The following is a 15,516-nucleotide window of genomic DNA, read 5'->3' as shown; positions in this document are numbered from 1 at the left end:
CAATCAATTTCAATGTGAAATGTGAAATGTGTAATGTGTAATGTTTCGTCATGCATTTCTCATTTCACATTCCTCATCACTAATCACTGTTTACTTCTTGTCTTCAATATAAAGCGGACGCTGTTTGACTTCGTCGTAAATGCGACCGATGTATTCACCCATGATGCCGATAGACATCAGCTGGATGCCACCGAAGAATACGATGGCTGTCATGAGCGATGCCCATCCGGGAACGGTTGTCGCGGGGCTGAGGAACTTTTCGAGGATCGACCAAATCAACACGCCGAGACCGACGACGGTTGCGAACAATCCAGCGTAGAAACTAATCTTGAGCGGTGCGGAACTGAAACCGGTAATGCCGTCGAGGGCGAGACGCACCATCTTCTTGAGCGGGTACTTGGAGGTGCCTGCGGTACGTTCGGCGCGGTCGTACTTGACTCCAATCTTCTTGAATCCGACCCAGCAAACGAGCCCGCGCAAGAATCGGCTGCGTTCGGGCAGGTTGGTCAGCTGATTCACCACGCAGCGGTCCATCAGGCGGAAGTCGCCGGTATCAGGCGGAATGTCGATGCTGGTGAGCTTGCCAATCAGGCGGTAGAAACAGAAGGCGGTAAAGCGCTTGAAAATGGTTTCGCCTTTGCGCTTGTTGCGCTGGGCGTAAACGACCTGGTAACCTTCGCGCCACTTTTCGAGCATTTCGTGAATCAGGCTCGGCGGGTCTTGCAGGTCGCCGTCGATAATCACCACGGCATCGCCCGTAGAATGGTCGAGGCCCGCGCTGAATGCGGCCTGGTGACCGAAGTTGCGGCTAAAGTTGATAATCTTGTTGTTCGGATTCTGGGGCAAAAGCGATTCTACGATTTCGCGGGTCTTGTCCTTGGAACCATCGTTTACAAAGATGAGTTCGTGCTCGATGTCTTTGAGTTCTTCTTCGAGAACGCGGTAGGTTTCGGCGACGATTTCTTCTTCGTTAAAAACAGGAATGATTACAGATAACAGCATGATTTACCTAGGGAATAAGCGCGGGATTGATGATGTCGACGTGGTCGCAGTCCATGTCTTCAAACGAGTTGGTCTTGATAGTAAGCGTCTTCACGTTTTCGACATTCACTTCGGCAACCTTTAAATTGCCGAGAACGAATCGGCCGCTGTCGTGAATCACGTTGCCGTCGGCAATGATTTGCAATTGCACGCCGTCGCTGCAGAGCGATTCTTCGTCGAGGCCGTAGCCCATCTTGAAGGTCTTGTACTTGCCTTCGATATTGAATACCGTTTCGGAAGAGGCGTGCGTGCCAAAGCCTTCGTTATAGAGCTTGCCGCCCACCTTGAACGTGTTGCCTTCGAGCGAGGTGTTCTTGTGGAGTTTGCCCCAAGCTTGCTTGTGGCTTACGTAAGGCATTTCGGTCAGCTGCACGGCGCCTGCGGCATTGTTAAAGTAGAATTTCTGGATGTCGGCCATGAGCTTGCCGTTTTCGCGATTCTGTACCACGAATTCCATTTGGTTGTAGCCGGACTTTAACTTGTCATTAGCGATGCTTCCGCTAAAGCTTCCGTTAGAGTAGGCGCTGTGAGCAATGGTGTCGCCATCGAAAAGAATGGTGTAGTCCCATTGGTTTGCAACGGCTGCGGTTTCGTTCAGGTTGAATCGGTAGAAAAGTGATTGCTTGGTGGAATCCTCGGAGGCGGCTCTTAGTTCAAGGTCGCTTACGGCTATGATTTTTTGCGGGTTGAATTCCTTGCGGCCGTTGAACTTGGCGATTTGTACCCAGTAGTTGTTCGTAATCAGGATGTTCTTGACTCCTTCCAAGTCCATGTCGCGTTCAAATACATCGCAGGTGGTAGCAATGCGGTGTTCTACGGCCTTCTTGTGATAAGTCTGGCTGTCCCAGCAATCTAGACCGCGAATGTAGTAGACTTCGCCTTTGTACTTGTCGATGAGTTTCTTGAGGTCAAGCGTGCTCATTTGGCGTGCGCGGTCGTAATGGATAGACGATACGCCGTAACCGATAAAGTGCCAGGGGCGACCGTAAATGAACATGCGTTCCTTTTTCGGCTGTTCTGCGAGCCAGCCCAGAATCTCGTGTTCTTCGATGGTCAGGTGGTTACGGTTGTACATGATATTCTTGTTGAAGTCTTCTTTATAGTGGAAGGTCCAACCGGTAAAGATAATGCCTGCAACAAGGGTAACCAGGGCGGTCGTCATCGCGTTTTGCTTGGCGTCCTTGGTGCTCATGGAACCGATCAGCAATTGTACCAAGTGGGTTACCGGGAGTGCGCCGACAAAAGCCATCGACGGCAACATGACCAAACTGTAACGCTGGTTGATCTGGATGCTGAAATCGCCTGAGACGTTTTCAAGGATCATGTAGGTTTGGATGTGGTACAGGAGCAAGAAAGCGAGGATTTCAAGGTAGAAGTATTCCTTCTTCTTGGCGCCCCAGATTGCACGAACTACCAGGTAAATGGCGCCAATGGCGAACAGGTAATTAAAGTAGGTGAGGAAGGGGTTTTCGAGTTCGCCGTTCTTGTTGAGCGGTTTGGTCATTTCTTCCCAGTTGCGGGCGAGGTCTTCAAAGAAATGCCCGTGGGCATCGAATTCTCCACCCTGGAATCCAAAACCTTGGAAGTAACTGATGGTGAGGAGCGCCGGAACCGAGAAGAGAGAAAGAGTTACAAAGAATGTGGGTGCCTTGGCGCTCTTGCTGTCGAGGAGCTTGGGGAGAGCGAATACGATAAAAGCGAGCAGGCAGAATGCGGTTTCTTGGCGGGTCTGTGCAAAGAACGCGAGCGAAAGAGCGAGGAGCGCCCAGTGCTTGACGGTGTTACGGTCGTAGGCCCACTTGAAAATCAACAGTGAAAGGGCAGAAAGGAAAATGTAGAGCGGTTCCACCGACATGGCGCGGAACTGGAAAAGTACCGTGGGCTGGAGCGCTGTCAAAAGAGCTGCAAAGAAAGCGAGCAAGGGCATTCGCGTCCAGGCGACAATCGCAAGGAACATCAAGAGCACCGCAAGCGGGAGCATCAAGAGTTCCATGTGGAAAATCCAGTGCAGGTTGTTGCCCAAGAGCGGCATGCCGAGCAGGTAAAGGAAGGCGAGTCCCTTGGTCTTGAAACTGTTGGAGGTTGCTACGCATTTCAGCTTGCCGTCTTCGAAGAATCCCTGGTTGCAAGTGCCCGATTCATGGTTGTAGTACATGTTCTGGGCGACTGACATGAATACGCTTTCGTCGCTTTGCACGCGGTGGCGGGCTTCAATCTGGGTGCCGGCGAAAATCGTAATTGCCGCGGTAAAGGCAATCATCAAGATCGAAATCTTCTTTTCGGGCAGAATCCCCTTGATCCATTCGCGAAAATCCTTATGCAAAAGAGCGAAAATAACAATCGCTGCAATCAGCTGGATGATAAATAGCGGAAGTGGCAGGTAAAGGTCAAGATTTTTAATGGTGCCCTTGTGACCTACGTTCGGACCCAGGTAAATCAGGAACGGAATAGCAATCGAAACAATGAGGCCTACAATCGTTCCCGGGTGGGCGAGATTCTTCAAAAGTCCAGTAATGAAAGCTTTCATTTTATAAATATAAATAATGAAGGCGCCCGTGGGCGCCTAGTTCTTTGTTAACTATTCAGTTTTCAATTTTGTGTGAGCATTACTTCTTCTTTTTGCTCTTTTTGCTGGACTTTTTGGAGGACTTCTTGGAAGACTTCTTAGACTTCTTGCTGGACTTCTTCGAAGCCTTCTTTGCTGCGGGCTTGGGTTCCGGTTCCGGAGCGGGTTCTGCAGCCGGTTCAGGTTCCGGTTCGGGCTCTGCGACAGCTTCGGGCTCTGCGGCGGCTTCTTCTGCAGCCGGTTCTTCAGCGGCGCTCTCTTCTGCCGGGGCTTCTTCTGCTACAGGGGCACTTGCGGTGTCTTCGGTAGATTCAGCCGGAGTTTCTTCAGAGGCGCCATAGCCGTAACCATAATCCGTTTCAGAAGTCGTTGCCGTGGTGTCCGGTTCAGAAGAGTCATAAGCTCCGCCGGAGTAGTCGAAACCGGAAGATTCCTGGGATTCGGCGGGTTCTTCGCTTGTGCTTTCGTTGGTAATGGAGGAGACGTCGTAGCCCTTAGGTTCTTCTTCGGGCTTCGAGTTATTAGATCCGAGATCGAATCCGTAAGAAATCATGACGCCCACGCGACCGGAGGATGCCCTAGCCTGGGTATCTAAGCTCTTGTAAGACTTGAGCAGTGTGGTGTAGTCGTAGTTGACTTCAAGTCCGATGTTGAACGGCAGGATGACGCCGATACCGCCTTGGGCAAAAAAGTTGAGAGGCTTTTCATACCAGTTTCCGTTGCTGGAAAGCGGCAGAAGGGTACCTAATCTTGCAACGATGTAGGGCGAAACGGCATATTGGCCCTTGATGGGATCGTAAGAAATGGTTCCCCAGATAGGGAGAGTTGCCGGAGTCACAATCGTGCCGCCCTTTTTCTGGGCGCTCTTGTAAGCGATACCGCCACCGAAGCGGATAGGAATTACGGGAGAGAAGAGAACTTCGGTACCGCCCATGAACAGAAGATCGGTGTCCCACTTGGAGTCATTCTTGTTGCCCGCTTGTTCATAAGCGATATTCACTTTTGTCGGGAATTCGATTTCAGCAAGAGGACGGATTTCGAGTGCGTTGGCTGTTCCGACGAGACCTGCCAAGGCGATAAAGACTGTTTTGTAAATATTTTTTAACATGTTAAGAGACCTTTGTTTTTCCTGCCCCAAAAATAGATATAAAACGGCCGTATATTCCTATGGATTTGGTAAAACATTTTTCACTAAGTTTCGTTAATTATAAGGAGATTATAAGGTGTTTTCTGACTGCTTACCTTGAGAGATTGGCCAAAAAAAGTTAAATTTGGGTCGCAAATTCTAAAGAGAGGTTAAAAAAGTGCAAGACGCGTTGGTTACAAAAGCGGCTGACAACATTCGAATCCTTTCCGCTGCCATGGTGCAGAAGGCAAAGTCCGGTCACCCGGGTGGAGCCATGGGCGCAGCAGACGCCATTACGCTCCTGTATTCGGAATTTCTCCGTTTTGACCCCGAAAACCCCTACTGGGAAGCCCGCGACCGCTTCTTTATGGACCCGGGCCACATGTCCGCGCTCCTGTACGGCGAACTGGCCATGCTCGGCAACCTCTCGATGGAAGACCTCAAGAATTTCCGCCAGCTCGGCTCCCGCACTCCGGGTCACCCCGAAGTCGAAGTCGCCCTCGGCATCGAAAACTCCTCGGGCCCGCTCGGTATCGGTCATGCCGTAGCCCTCGGTAACGCTATTGCCGAACGATTCATGGTCGAACGTTTTGGCGACATTCTGCAGCACAAGGTCGTATGCCTCGTCTCTGACGGCGGCCTCGAAGAAGAAATCGCTTACGGCGTGGGCCGTATTGCCGGTCACCTCAAGCTTTCTAACCTCATTTTCTTCTACGACGCTAACCAGGTGCAGCTGTCCTGCAAGGTTGAAGACGTGATGAGCCACGACTTCAAGAAGCAGTACGAAGCATGGGGCTTCCGCGTGATTGACGTGGCCGACGGTCACAACATTGCAGAACTCCGCAAGGCATTCAAGGCCGCTTGGGCCGAAACCGAAAAGCCGACCATCATCATCGGTCACACCACTATGGCCAAGGGCGCCATTGCCGAAGACGGCAAATCCTTCGAAGGAGCCGTTTCTACCCACGGTCAGCCGCTGAACGCAGCAGGCGCTTCTACTGATGCAACCGTGAAGAACCTCGGCGGCGATCCGGCCGATGCATTCAAGATTTTTGACGACGTGAAGGCTGGCTTCGAAGCCCGTAAGGAAGAACTCCGCAAGCAGGTTGCCGAATGGAAGAAGGCCAAGGCTGCTTGGGACGCCAAGAACCCGGAAAAGGCTGCCACCCTCAAGGAATGGCTCTCGGGCAAGGCTCCGAAGATCGACCTTTCTGGCCTCGAACTCAAGGAAGGTGTCGCTACCCGCGTCACTTCCGGTACCGTGCTCGGCTACCTCGCCGAAAACGTGAAGAACTGCATCTGCAGCTCTGCTGACCTTTCTAACTCCGACAACACCCAGGCCTTCCTTAACAAGACCGGCATCTTCCGCGCAGGCGACTTCAAGGGCGCCTTCGTTCAGGTGGGTGTTGCCGAACTTACCATGGGCGCCATCTGCTGCGGTATCGCACTGCACGGCGGCCTCTATCCGATTTGTGCTACATTCTTCGTGTTCAGCGACTTCATGAAGCCGGCTATCCGTATGGCAGCCCTCATGAAGCTCCCGGTCAAGTTCATGTACACGCATGACAGCTTCCGCGTGGGCGAAGACGGCCCGACGCACCAGCCGATTGAACACGAAACCCAGATCCGTTTGCTCGAAGGTCTCAAGCGCGAAGACGGCAAGTCCGAAATGCTGGTGCTTCGCCCGGCCGATGCCTTCGAAACCGTGACCGCTTGGGAAATGGCTTTTGAAAACAACGACCGCCCGACCGCGATTATCCTTACCCGCCAGAACGTGAAGACGCTTCCTGGTGACAAGCGCTACGAAGCTTCCAAGGCATGCCGCAAGGGTGCCTACATCGTGAGCGACAACTGCGGTTCCGCACGCCCGGACCTGACCTTCGTGTCTAACGGTTCCGATGTGCTCCTGACTCACGACGCCGCTGAAATCCTCCGTGGCGAAGGCCTCAAGGTTCGCGTGGTCTCCATGATTAGCCCGGCCCTCTTCATGGCTCAGGACAAGGCTTATCGCGAATCCGTGATAGTTCCTTGGACTCCGGTGTTTGCAAAGTCCAGCGGCCTTCCGCTCCTGTTCGCCCAGGTCGTGGGTGGCTTTGGCAAGGTCTCCGGTCTCGAACGCTTTGGCGCCTCTGCTCCGGCAGCCGTGCTCGAAAAGGAATTCGGTTACACTCCGGAAGCTGTTGTGGCTGCCGCGAAGGAATACCTCGCTGAATTCAAGGCCAACGTCGCTGAATTCAAGAAGTTCAACTAAGGTTTAAGATGATTTGCCCATTCTGCAAGAAAGATAACGACAAGGTGGTGGACAGCCGCGTGAGCGGGTCGTCCATTCGTCGTCGTCGCGAATGTTGCGAATGCGGCAAACGCTTTACCACTCGTGAATACATCGAAGTTCAGCCGCTGACCGTGATCAAGCGCAGCGGCGAACATGAACCGTTCCAGCGCGAAAAGCTCTTGCGCGGTATCATGAACTCCTGCAAAAAGCGCCCCGTCTCGGTCGCCGACATTGAACAGCTCGCGACTAACGTGGAAAACGCCCTGACCGTGACTGAAAACTTCGAAGTCAGCTACGAACAGATTGGCAACCTGGTGATGCAGGAACTCAAGAAACTCGATGCCGTCGCCTACGTGCGCTTTGCCTCGATTTACCGCGAATTCAAGGAAGTCGGCGAATTCGTGGACCAAATCAAGAGCATGGATAAGTGACACGATGTGTCATCCTTAATAAATAATGTGTAATGAGAAATGTGAGATGGATAATCCCACATCTCACATTTGTAATTTTAGTCCATGCTTATGAATTTTGCCGAAAAACTAGATGCTGCTTATAAAAGACGTGCTCCTTTGCTGGGGGTTACTGAGGCTTTTCGCATTGTGAATGGGGCGCCGGATGGATTCCCCGGCATGACGCTCGACAAGTTCGGAGACCGTTATCAGATTCAGTTTTTCGGCGATGAATTGCTCCGTGAAAAGCCTGCCATTGCCGATGCGATTGCGCAGAAGTTTTCTCCCGTTTGCCTTGTGGTAAAGGAACGCCTTTCCCGTTCCGGCAAGTCGCTGGAAAACCCGCCGATGGAAGTGTTGGTGGGCCGTCCCGAAGATTCTACGGGCGTTGTCCGCGAAGGTTCTGCGAAGTTCCACATTGATTTGCTTGATACGGTGAATCCGGGGCTGTTCCTGGACATGCGTGCAATCCGTTTGGAGATGGGGTCTCGGGCTGCAGGGCGCCGTATGCTGAACCTGTTCAGTTATACATGCGCTTTCTCGGTGCATGGCCGCCTAGGTGGCGCCGATATTTCAACGAACGCCGACATCAGCGCGAAGATTCTGGACAAAGGCCGCGAAAACTACGCCCTTAATGGGCTCGAACCCAAGCAGGGCGAATTCTTCAGAGGCAATGCCGTTGAATACGTTCACTGGGCGCAAAAGAAAGGCCTCAAGTTCGATGCCATCGTGCTTGACCCGCCCAGCTTTGCCCGCTTCAAGGGCAAGAACTTCAACGTGCGCGAACACTTGATGCCGCTCGTAGCCGACTGCGCCACGCTCCTGAACAAGGGCGGCCTCTTTATGGTGAGTTCCAATTACAGCGAATTTAATTTGTCCGCCTTCTCGCGGAATGCGCTCGCGTCGGTTGCGTCCGTCCATCCGAAAGCGAAAACTCTTTGGAGCAAGTCGCAGGACATCGATTTTGTCGGCTCCGGCCACACTAAAGACAGCTGCCTCGTGGCAACGCTCATTGAAGTGTAGCTACTTCGCCGCGATGGTGAACATGCCGCTGCGCGGGATGTGAACCTTCCACGTGAGCCATTTCATCTGCTTGTCGTTTACCATGAGGTAGGGGTCTACGAGCGCGACACTCTTGGTGCCGGCAAAGTCCATGGCGGTGCCGGCGTTGTCGTCGAAATTTTTGCCTTTGCCAAATACTTGATAGAACAGCGGTTGTCCGAAGGTCACCATGATTTCGGGCTGAATGAAACTGAGTTCTTTGGTGAGCATTTTACGGAGCGCGGCTTCGAGAAGCGGCGCGAGCGGGCGCTCGGTCGACTTGAAGAAGTACGTGATGCCGATATCTTTTTGTTCGATGCTCAAACTTGCGAACAGGCGTGAAAGCATTTCGCCGACGGGAGTCCCGAAGAAGGCGCTGGTGCTTGTTGCCGAGATATTTGCTGCTTCGGCCATTTTAATGGCGGGGAGCAGAAAAAGCAGTTTCGGCTTGGCGGGACCAACATAGCGGGCGAGTGCTGCTTCCTTGGCGTACATGGCTTCGCCCTTGATGGATTCGTAGAATGCATCAAGAGAACTGACAGATTCGAAGGCAGATGCCGTGCGCTTTACGACGCGCTCAGTCGGCATGTTGACAGCCGGAATGGCGGTAGCCTTGGAATCGACGGCGCCGAAGAGCGAAGGCGCAAATCCGGTGGTGTCTGGAATCGGGGCCTGCGAAGCTTCGGTTGGTGCGGCTGTGGAACTGTTCGGGAATTGAGGCGGCAAGTTGCGCGGTACCGGGCGTGCTGCGGGGGCTGCGGCCGGAGTCGGCGGAACAATGCTCGGTGCGACAGGACGCGGGGCTGCCGGGCGTGCTGCAGGCGCTCCAGGAACTGCGGGCTTGCGGGTGAGCGTCCACGGCTCGTCTAGCAAGAGTTCCGCTTCGCCCAGGTCGATTTGTCCTGAAAGGTAGTTGCGCAGTTCGCTAAAGTCAAATTCGTCAGCCATTCAGGCGCTCCAGGCAAAAGTTCAAAATCGTCTCGGCCAAATCGACCTTCTCGCCCATGGCGAGTGGTGGAACGGGCTTGCCCTTTTCCACCAGGGCGAACCGCACGCAGTCGCGGCCAAAGCCGGAGTCGGCGGCCACGGGCGCGTTCAAAAGCAGTGCGTCGGCGCCGCTCTTTGCAAGCTTTTCGGCGGCGTGTTCTTCAAAGTGATCGGTTTCAAGTGCGAATCCGACAATCACTTGATTGTCGCGTTTTTGGGCGACGCTGTCTCGCAAAATATTCGGGTTCGGTTCCAGTTCCAGAATCAGCTGGCTCCGGCTATCCTTAATCTTTTCGGTGGCGGCCACTTTCGGGCGGTAGTCGGCAACGGCGGCGCAGTGAACGAGCGCGCTTGCACTCTTCATTCGTTCAAGGACGGCGTCGTGCATGTCGCGGGCGCTTGTTACTCGAGTCACTTTCACTCCGCCAGGGAACTTCGCTTCCATCGGGCCTGCGACCACTTCGACCTCAAATCCGTTGGCGAAGAATACCGAGGCGAGTGCAACGGCAGTCTTACCGCTGCTGCGATTGCTGATATAACGCACCGGGTCGATGGCTTCTTCGGTACGGCCTGCGGTCAACAGGACTTTCTTGCCATAGCCAGGAAGGCTCGCGTCTTGTGTCGGCGGAATATCGACAGCGACAGGAATTGCCGGCGCGGGGGTTTTAGGGGCCGTGCCCTTAGGCGATGGGGTAGCGGAAGACGCGCATGCGGCTGCAGCGAGGGGCAGGCTTGCCCCTTCCAACCACTTCACGATTTCGGCTGGTTCCATCAGGCGACCTTGTCCGACTTCACCACAGGCGAGTTCCCCTGCAGGGGATTCAAGTACGGTTGTGTCTTCAAAGCCGCGCAAAATCTCGAGGTTGCGCTTTACGGCGGGCGAATTATACATCGCCACATTCATGGCGGGCGCAATCACGCGCGGGCACGTGCAGCTTATAAAGCAAAGGCTCACCGGATCGTCGGCGATGCCGCAGGCGAATTTACCGATGACATTCGCGGTCGCGGGCACCACCAAATAGAGGTCTGCCCAGCGCGGAAAATCAATATGCTGGAAGGGGCGCGCCTCGACGGCTCCGTTCTTCAGGTACACAGGACACTTGCTAAGGCTTGCAAAAGTCAGCGACGCCACGAATTCAGTGGCTGCGTCGGTCATGCACACGCGTACTTCGGCGCCCTTCTTCTGCAGCAGGCGCAACAGCTCGCAGCTCTTGTAAACGGCAATGCCGCCCGAGACTCCGAGCAAAATTTTCTTTCCAGCGAGGTTCATGGAATGAAAATTAGAAATTGCGGACTTATCTGACTTTGCGTTTCCCGGCTAACCACGGGATAAATCGGTTTATCAATAGAATCGCGGGAACGAGTGCGGCAAGTGTCACGAGAGTCAGCAGGAGGCTTAGTCCTAGTGAATTCTGCAATAGCTCCGGATCCAGGTGAACCGCTTTAAGCAAGGTGCCGCGCAAGAGACTTTGCACTATAATGTGCAGTGCAAGAATCGTAAGGGTGTTCTGCCCGATAAAATTCAAGATTTTGTTTTGCGGAATCGCGTTCCCGATGGCGATGAATGCAAACAAACTAGCGTTACACATGACTGCCTGAAGCAGCAGGATTTGCCAAGTGGTTGTGGTGCTTTCACGGGCGATAAAAGCAACTGTGAACACCGCCGGCAAAACGAGCGCGGTTGCAAGGTTTCGCTTTAGGTTGCAAAATAAACGCTCGGCTAAATTGCGGCTCGAAAATGCAAAACCGATGCTCAAAAAGTAAAGGTAAAAACAGGCTTGATCGACGTTCCAAAAGGCATGCGAAAAATGCTGGATGTCCATGTAGAACCAGTAATAAATTCCGAAACCGAAAAGGACTAGAATTATAGCCCAAATAGCGGGCTGTTTCTTTATGAACTTCTGTAGTCCCCAAAAGAACAACTCGGTCACGAAAAGGCATGTTAGGAACCATAGCGGAGTCACGAAAGATTCGCTGTTCACTCCGCGGACAATTTGCAATAGCACGTCAGGCACCGTAATTCCGGGCTGTTGTCCGGTCAAGCCGAAATTCCGGCGGACCAAAAACCAAAAGGCGAACAGGATTGCCGAAAAACCAAAATAGGGGATGATAAGGCTGCGGAATTTTTTCCGGATAAATTCGATAAACGGGGCGCTTGCGGACCGCTTGAATGTATAGCCAGAAAGAAAAAAGAAGGCGGGCATCGCAAACGAAAAGAGAACCTCGTTCACAAGGTAGATTGATTCAAGGTGGCCCAAAACGACAATGCTTATCGCTAGAGCCTTGCAGTTGTCTATCCATGCGATTCTTCCCATGGTGCCAAAGATACAAAAAGAAATCCCGCGGTTGCCCACGGGATTCCTTTAAGCTTTTAAAGAAGCGAATTAAGCTTCGGCTTCAGCGTCAGCCTTCTTCTTGGAAGCCTTCTTCTTCGGAGCGGCGGCTTCACCAATGGTGGTGCCAGATTCGCCCGGCTTGTGAGAGTCCATCCAAGCCTTGAGCTCAGCGGATTCACGGTTCTTGAAGTAGTCAACCACAGAGAGGAAGATCTTACGGTTGTTCTGATCGATTTCGGTCACGACAGCCGGAACTTCGTCGCCAACCTTGAATGCATCGGCCGGAACCTTGATGTATTCAGCGGTGAGCTTGGAAACCGGGATGAAGCCTTCGATACCGTCAGCGAGTTCAACCACGACACCGCGGTCGAGCATGCGAACGATCTTGCCCTTCACTTCGGAGTTCACCGGATAGGTGTTGTCGATGGTGTCCCACGGATCTTCGGTGAGGTGCTTCATGGACAGAGAAATGCGGCGCTTTTCCTTATCGACGGCGAGCACGACGCATTCGACCTTGTCACCCTTCTTGACCATTTCGTTCGGGTGAGTGATCTTTTTGGTCCAGGACATGTCGGAAACGTGGATGAGGCCATCAACACCTTCCTTGATTTCGACGAAGGCGCCGAAGGAAGCGATGTTGCGGATTTCACCAACCACGCGGGCACCCGGCGGAAGTTCGGTTTCGATAGAATCCCACGGATCGGATTCGAGCTGCTTCATGCCGAGAGAGATACGTTCTGCATCTTCTTCAACCTTGAGCACGACAGCTTCGACTTCCTGACCAACAGTGAGGATCTTGGACGGGTGCTTGACATGCTGAGTCCAGGACATTTCGGAAACGTGGATGAGGCCTTCAACGCCGCTATCCAGTTCAACGAATGCACCGTAATCGGTAATGGAAACAACCTTACCCTTAACGATAGCGCCTTCCGGATAACGTTCGGCGATGTCCTTCCACGGATGCGGCTTAAGCTGCTTCATGCCGAGAGAGATACGTTCCTTCTTGTCGTTGAAGTCGAGAACCATAACTTCGACTTCCTGGCCGAGCTGGAGCAATTCGGTCGGGTGGTTGATGCGCTTGTAGCTCATGTCGGTGATGTGGAGGAGGCCGTCTACGCCGCCGAGGTCAATGAATGCACCGAAGTCGGTGATGTTCTTGACGATACCCTTGCGGACCTGACCCTTCTCGAGAGTTTCGAGAACGTCGCCACGCTGCTTGTTGCGTTCTTCTTCGAGAACAACACGGCGAGACACGACGATGTTGCGGCGAGCCTTGTTGACCTTGATAACCTTGAGGTCGTATTCCTGACCAATGAGGGCGTTGATGTCCGGGATCTGACGGAGGTCGATCTGGGAACCCGGGAGGAAGGCGTCGATGCCGAACAGGTCGACAACCACACCGCCCTTGATACGCTTCGTGAGCGTACCACGCACGACTTCGTTGTTTTCGAATGCAGCGTGGATGCGATCCCACACGCGAACGAAGTCGGCCTTCTGCTTCGAAAGGATGAGACGGCCGTCTTCATCTTCGAGCTTTTCGACAAACACTTCGATTTCGGAACCGATTTCGAGGGAGTCCGTGTCCTTGAATTCAGCACGGTCAATGACACCTTCGGACTTGTAGTTCACGTCGATCAAGACTTCCTGGTCGTTCACCTGGCTAATCTTACCAGTGACGAGCTTGCCCTGTTCAAGGCAATCCATGCCGGCGTAAACGTCAGCGTTCTGCTTACGGAAGTCGGGGCTGCATTCGCCCTGAGCGGCGAGGATTTCAGCGAGATCTTCAGCGGTACCGAATTTGAGATTTTGAGACATATTGTTTAATTGGGTTGCGGAACAAAGGATTCAGGCTACGCCACTACACCTACGTAGTCGAGAATCTTTTGAACCTGTTGTTGGATTGAGATGTGTGTAGTGTCAATTTCAATAGCGTCGTCCGCTTTTTTTAACGGGGCTGTGGCACGGGAAGAGTCCAGGCGGTCGCGTTCGACCAGGTTGTTGAGGACTTCTTCGAAAGTCACTTTTTCGCCCTTTTCAAGGAGTTCCTTGTAGCGGCGTTCGGCACGGACTTTAACATCCGTAACCATGAAAAACTTGTACTTTGCATCGGGGAACACCACGGTTCCGATGTCGCGGCCATCCAGAATGCAGCTCTGCTTCTTGCCGATTTCGCGCTGCTGCTTGGTCATGGCGGCACGGACCGACGGGAGTGCGCAGTAGATGCTCACGTTGCTCGATACCTTCATGCCGCGGATTTCGTTTTCGCGGCAGACACCGTTAATGAGGATGTGGTTTTCGGAATCGAACCCGAGGGTCAGGTTTTCGAGCAATTTGTCCATTGCGGGGCCTTCTTCGGCAGCAAGTCCTGCGTCGAGGGCGGCAAGTGTCACGGCGCGGTACATGGCGCCCGTGTCCAAATAGGTAATACCTAAAGTCTTTGCAACGATTTTTGCAGTGGTACTCTTGCCGGTACCCGAACCGCCATCAAGGGCGATGACAAAATTTTCAGAATTGCTCATGAGTGGGGCTAAAAATAGAAACTTGAAGCCCCGACGTCAATCAAAGATGTCGTAAAAGTAGTAGGTAACAAGGCCGTTATTGTTGTCCCAATAGGCCATGACTTCGCCGCTACTATAGATGGTCAGTTCGTCATTGTCTTGCACAAAACTGAAATAGGAACCGTATTGGCTGTCCCAGCCTTGGGTATATTCCGATTCCAGGTAATAATAGCGGTCGCCATCGAGGTTCAAGGAGGCCAATCCGTCGCTATCAATTCGAAGCCCCACGGTCATGGAAGGGCTCAAAGCGTGGATTGTTCCGCAATCGTAAGGGCCGAAGGCATCGGCACGGCAATCCTGTACATAGTAGTAATGAAAATGCCTGTTGAAGCGAGCGCCGTCGGCGGCCGGGTCAGGTCCCAAATCGCAGGCGGTAAAGCTAGCCAAGAGGGCGAACACTACTGCAAAAAACGACGCCTTTAAAAGCGCCGTCTTTGTCAAATTTTTGTGAAACAGGTTAAGCATTACGGATTGTCGTAGTCGCCGCTGTAGAGGGTTTCTTCAGCTTCCTGAGTGCTTTCGTCTTCGTAAGCTTCCGGAGCCTGCAGGTCGCGGGTGCTACCGTACTTGCGCTTTTCTTCGTCGGTCAGCTTGTTGGAATAGACGATTTCTTCCTGTTCCTGGTTAGCTTCTTCCTCTTCTTCCTGCAAGATCTTCTGACCCTGTTCGATGCGGCGCTTCACGCGTTCGTCTTCCATCTGCTTCAGGTTCGTACCGACCTTGGCCTGTTCTTCAGACATCACGTAGCGGCCATTGGCTTCGTCCATGGCGTCCTTGATGCCGACCAGGCGGCCTCTGCCGTCGACCTGGAGACCGGCGCGGCGGAGTGTCGAAAGCGGAAGTCTGCGAGCTGCAGTCTTGTATTCGTCCTTGAATTCGTAACCATCAGAAGTGGCAATAACATCAGCTTCGCTCGGGGTCACGTATTCCAAAGCTTCCTGCCAGCGGGAACCCTGCACACAAGAGGTGAAACCCACGAGAGCGTTATCCAAGGCCTCGGGATCATCAGACCTAGAACCTGCACAGCCGGTCAGAACCAGCGCGGCCAAAGAAACATATGCCAAAATTTTTTTCATAGGATGAAACCTCCGAAAAAATAAATTTTCCACATAAATATAAACATTTTTTGATAAAGTCAAC

Annotated in this window: 13 protein-coding genes; 3 read left to right on the top strand and 10 right to left on the bottom strand. The window is 53.0% G+C overall.

Going from position 1 to position 15,516, the window contains the following annotated elements:
* Positions 1-90: 90 nt before the first annotated feature.
* From QZN53_RS04115 to QZN53_RS04105, 3 genes are all read right to left on the bottom strand, one after another.
* Positions 91-1,002 (bottom strand): glycosyltransferase family 2 protein, encoded by a 912-nt coding sequence (locus QZN53_RS04115; protein WP_163437646.1) that lies wholly within the window; start codon positions 1,000-1,002, stop codon positions 91-93.
* Positions 1,003-1,009: 7 nt separating this feature from the next.
* On the bottom strand, positions 1,010-3,568 hold the full coding sequence (locus QZN53_RS04110) for an NPCBM/NEW2 domain-containing protein (protein ID WP_163437645.1): 2,559 nt from the start codon (positions 3,566-3,568) through the stop codon (positions 1,010-1,012).
* 79 nt (positions 3,569-3,647) lie between these two features.
* Positions 3,648-4,715: a hypothetical protein gene (locus tag QZN53_RS04105; protein ID WP_163437600.1), complete on the bottom strand. Its 1,068-nt coding sequence runs from the start codon at positions 4,713-4,715 to the stop codon at positions 3,648-3,650.
* A gap of 196 nt (positions 4,716-4,911) precedes the next feature.
* Here QZN53_RS04105 and QZN53_RS04100 point away from each other — a divergent pair, with 196 nt between their 5' ends.
* The 3 genes from QZN53_RS04100 to QZN53_RS04090 all read left to right on the top strand — a co-directional run bounded on the left by QZN53_RS04100 (position 4,912) and on the right by QZN53_RS04090 (position 8,477).
* Positions 4,912-6,984 carry a transketolase gene (locus tag QZN53_RS04100; protein ID WP_163437644.1) on the top strand — a complete coding sequence of 691 codons (2,073 nt, stop codon included), beginning with the start codon at positions 4,912-4,914 and terminating at the stop codon, positions 6,982-6,984.
* Positions 6,985-6,992: 8 nt separating this feature from the next.
* Positions 6,993-7,436 carry a transcriptional regulator NrdR gene (gene nrdR, locus QZN53_RS04095; RefSeq protein WP_072977912.1) on the top strand — a complete coding sequence of 148 codons (444 nt, stop codon included), beginning with the start codon at positions 6,993-6,995 and terminating at the stop codon, positions 7,434-7,436.
* An 84-nt stretch (positions 7,437-7,520) separates the two neighbouring features.
* Complete coding sequence (locus QZN53_RS04090; protein WP_163437643.1) at positions 7,521-8,477, top strand: class I SAM-dependent methyltransferase; 957 nt, start codon at positions 7,521-7,523, stop codon at positions 8,475-8,477.
* Here the strand turns inward: QZN53_RS04090 and QZN53_RS04085 are convergent, their stop codons facing one another.
* From QZN53_RS04085 to QZN53_RS04055, 7 genes are all read right to left on the bottom strand, one after another.
* A complete protein-coding gene (locus QZN53_RS04085) occupies positions 8,478-9,443 on the bottom strand; it encodes a hypothetical protein (RefSeq protein WP_163437642.1) in 966 nt (321 codons plus the stop codon).
* The gene (locus QZN53_RS04080; protein ID WP_163437641.1) at positions 9,436-10,752 is read right to left on the bottom strand and encodes a phosphopantothenate--cysteine ligase family flavoprotein; all 1,317 of its coding nucleotides are present in this window, start codon (positions 10,750-10,752) and stop codon (positions 9,436-9,438) included. The genes QZN53_RS04085 and QZN53_RS04080 overlap by 8 nt, the downstream gene beginning before the upstream one ends.
* 25 nt (positions 10,753-10,777) lie before the next feature.
* On the bottom strand, positions 10,778-11,797 hold the full coding sequence (locus QZN53_RS04075; RefSeq protein WP_163437640.1) for an acyltransferase family protein: 1,020 nt from the start codon (positions 11,795-11,797) through the stop codon (positions 10,778-10,780).
* Between the two features lie 69 nt (positions 11,798-11,866).
* Positions 11,867-13,633 (bottom strand): 30S ribosomal protein S1, encoded by a 1,767-nt coding sequence (gene rpsA / locus QZN53_RS04070; RefSeq protein WP_088627403.1) that lies wholly within the window; start codon positions 13,631-13,633, stop codon positions 11,867-11,869.
* 35 nt (positions 13,634-13,668) lie between these two features.
* Positions 13,669-14,337: a (d)CMP kinase gene (gene cmk, locus QZN53_RS04065; protein WP_163437639.1), complete on the bottom strand. Its 669-nt coding sequence runs from the start codon at positions 14,335-14,337 to the stop codon at positions 13,669-13,671.
* A 36-nt stretch (positions 14,338-14,373) separates the two neighbouring features.
* Positions 14,374-14,775, bottom strand: coding sequence for a hypothetical protein (locus tag QZN53_RS04060; protein ID WP_163437638.1), 402 nt, complete (start codon positions 14,773-14,775; stop codon positions 14,374-14,376).
* 65 nt (positions 14,776-14,840) lie between these two features.
* A complete protein-coding gene (locus QZN53_RS04055; RefSeq protein WP_163437637.1) occupies positions 14,841-15,452 on the bottom strand; it encodes a hypothetical protein in 612 nt (203 codons plus the stop codon).
* Positions 15,453-15,516 lie beyond the last annotated feature (64 nt).

This window comes from uncultured Fibrobacter sp., from assembly GCF_900316465.1.
Classification (GTDB): domain Bacteria; phylum Fibrobacterota; class Fibrobacteria; order Fibrobacterales; family Fibrobacteraceae; genus Fibrobacter.
Note: the sequence above shows the minus strand (reverse complement) of the source record. Positions and strands in the feature narration are given on the sequence as shown.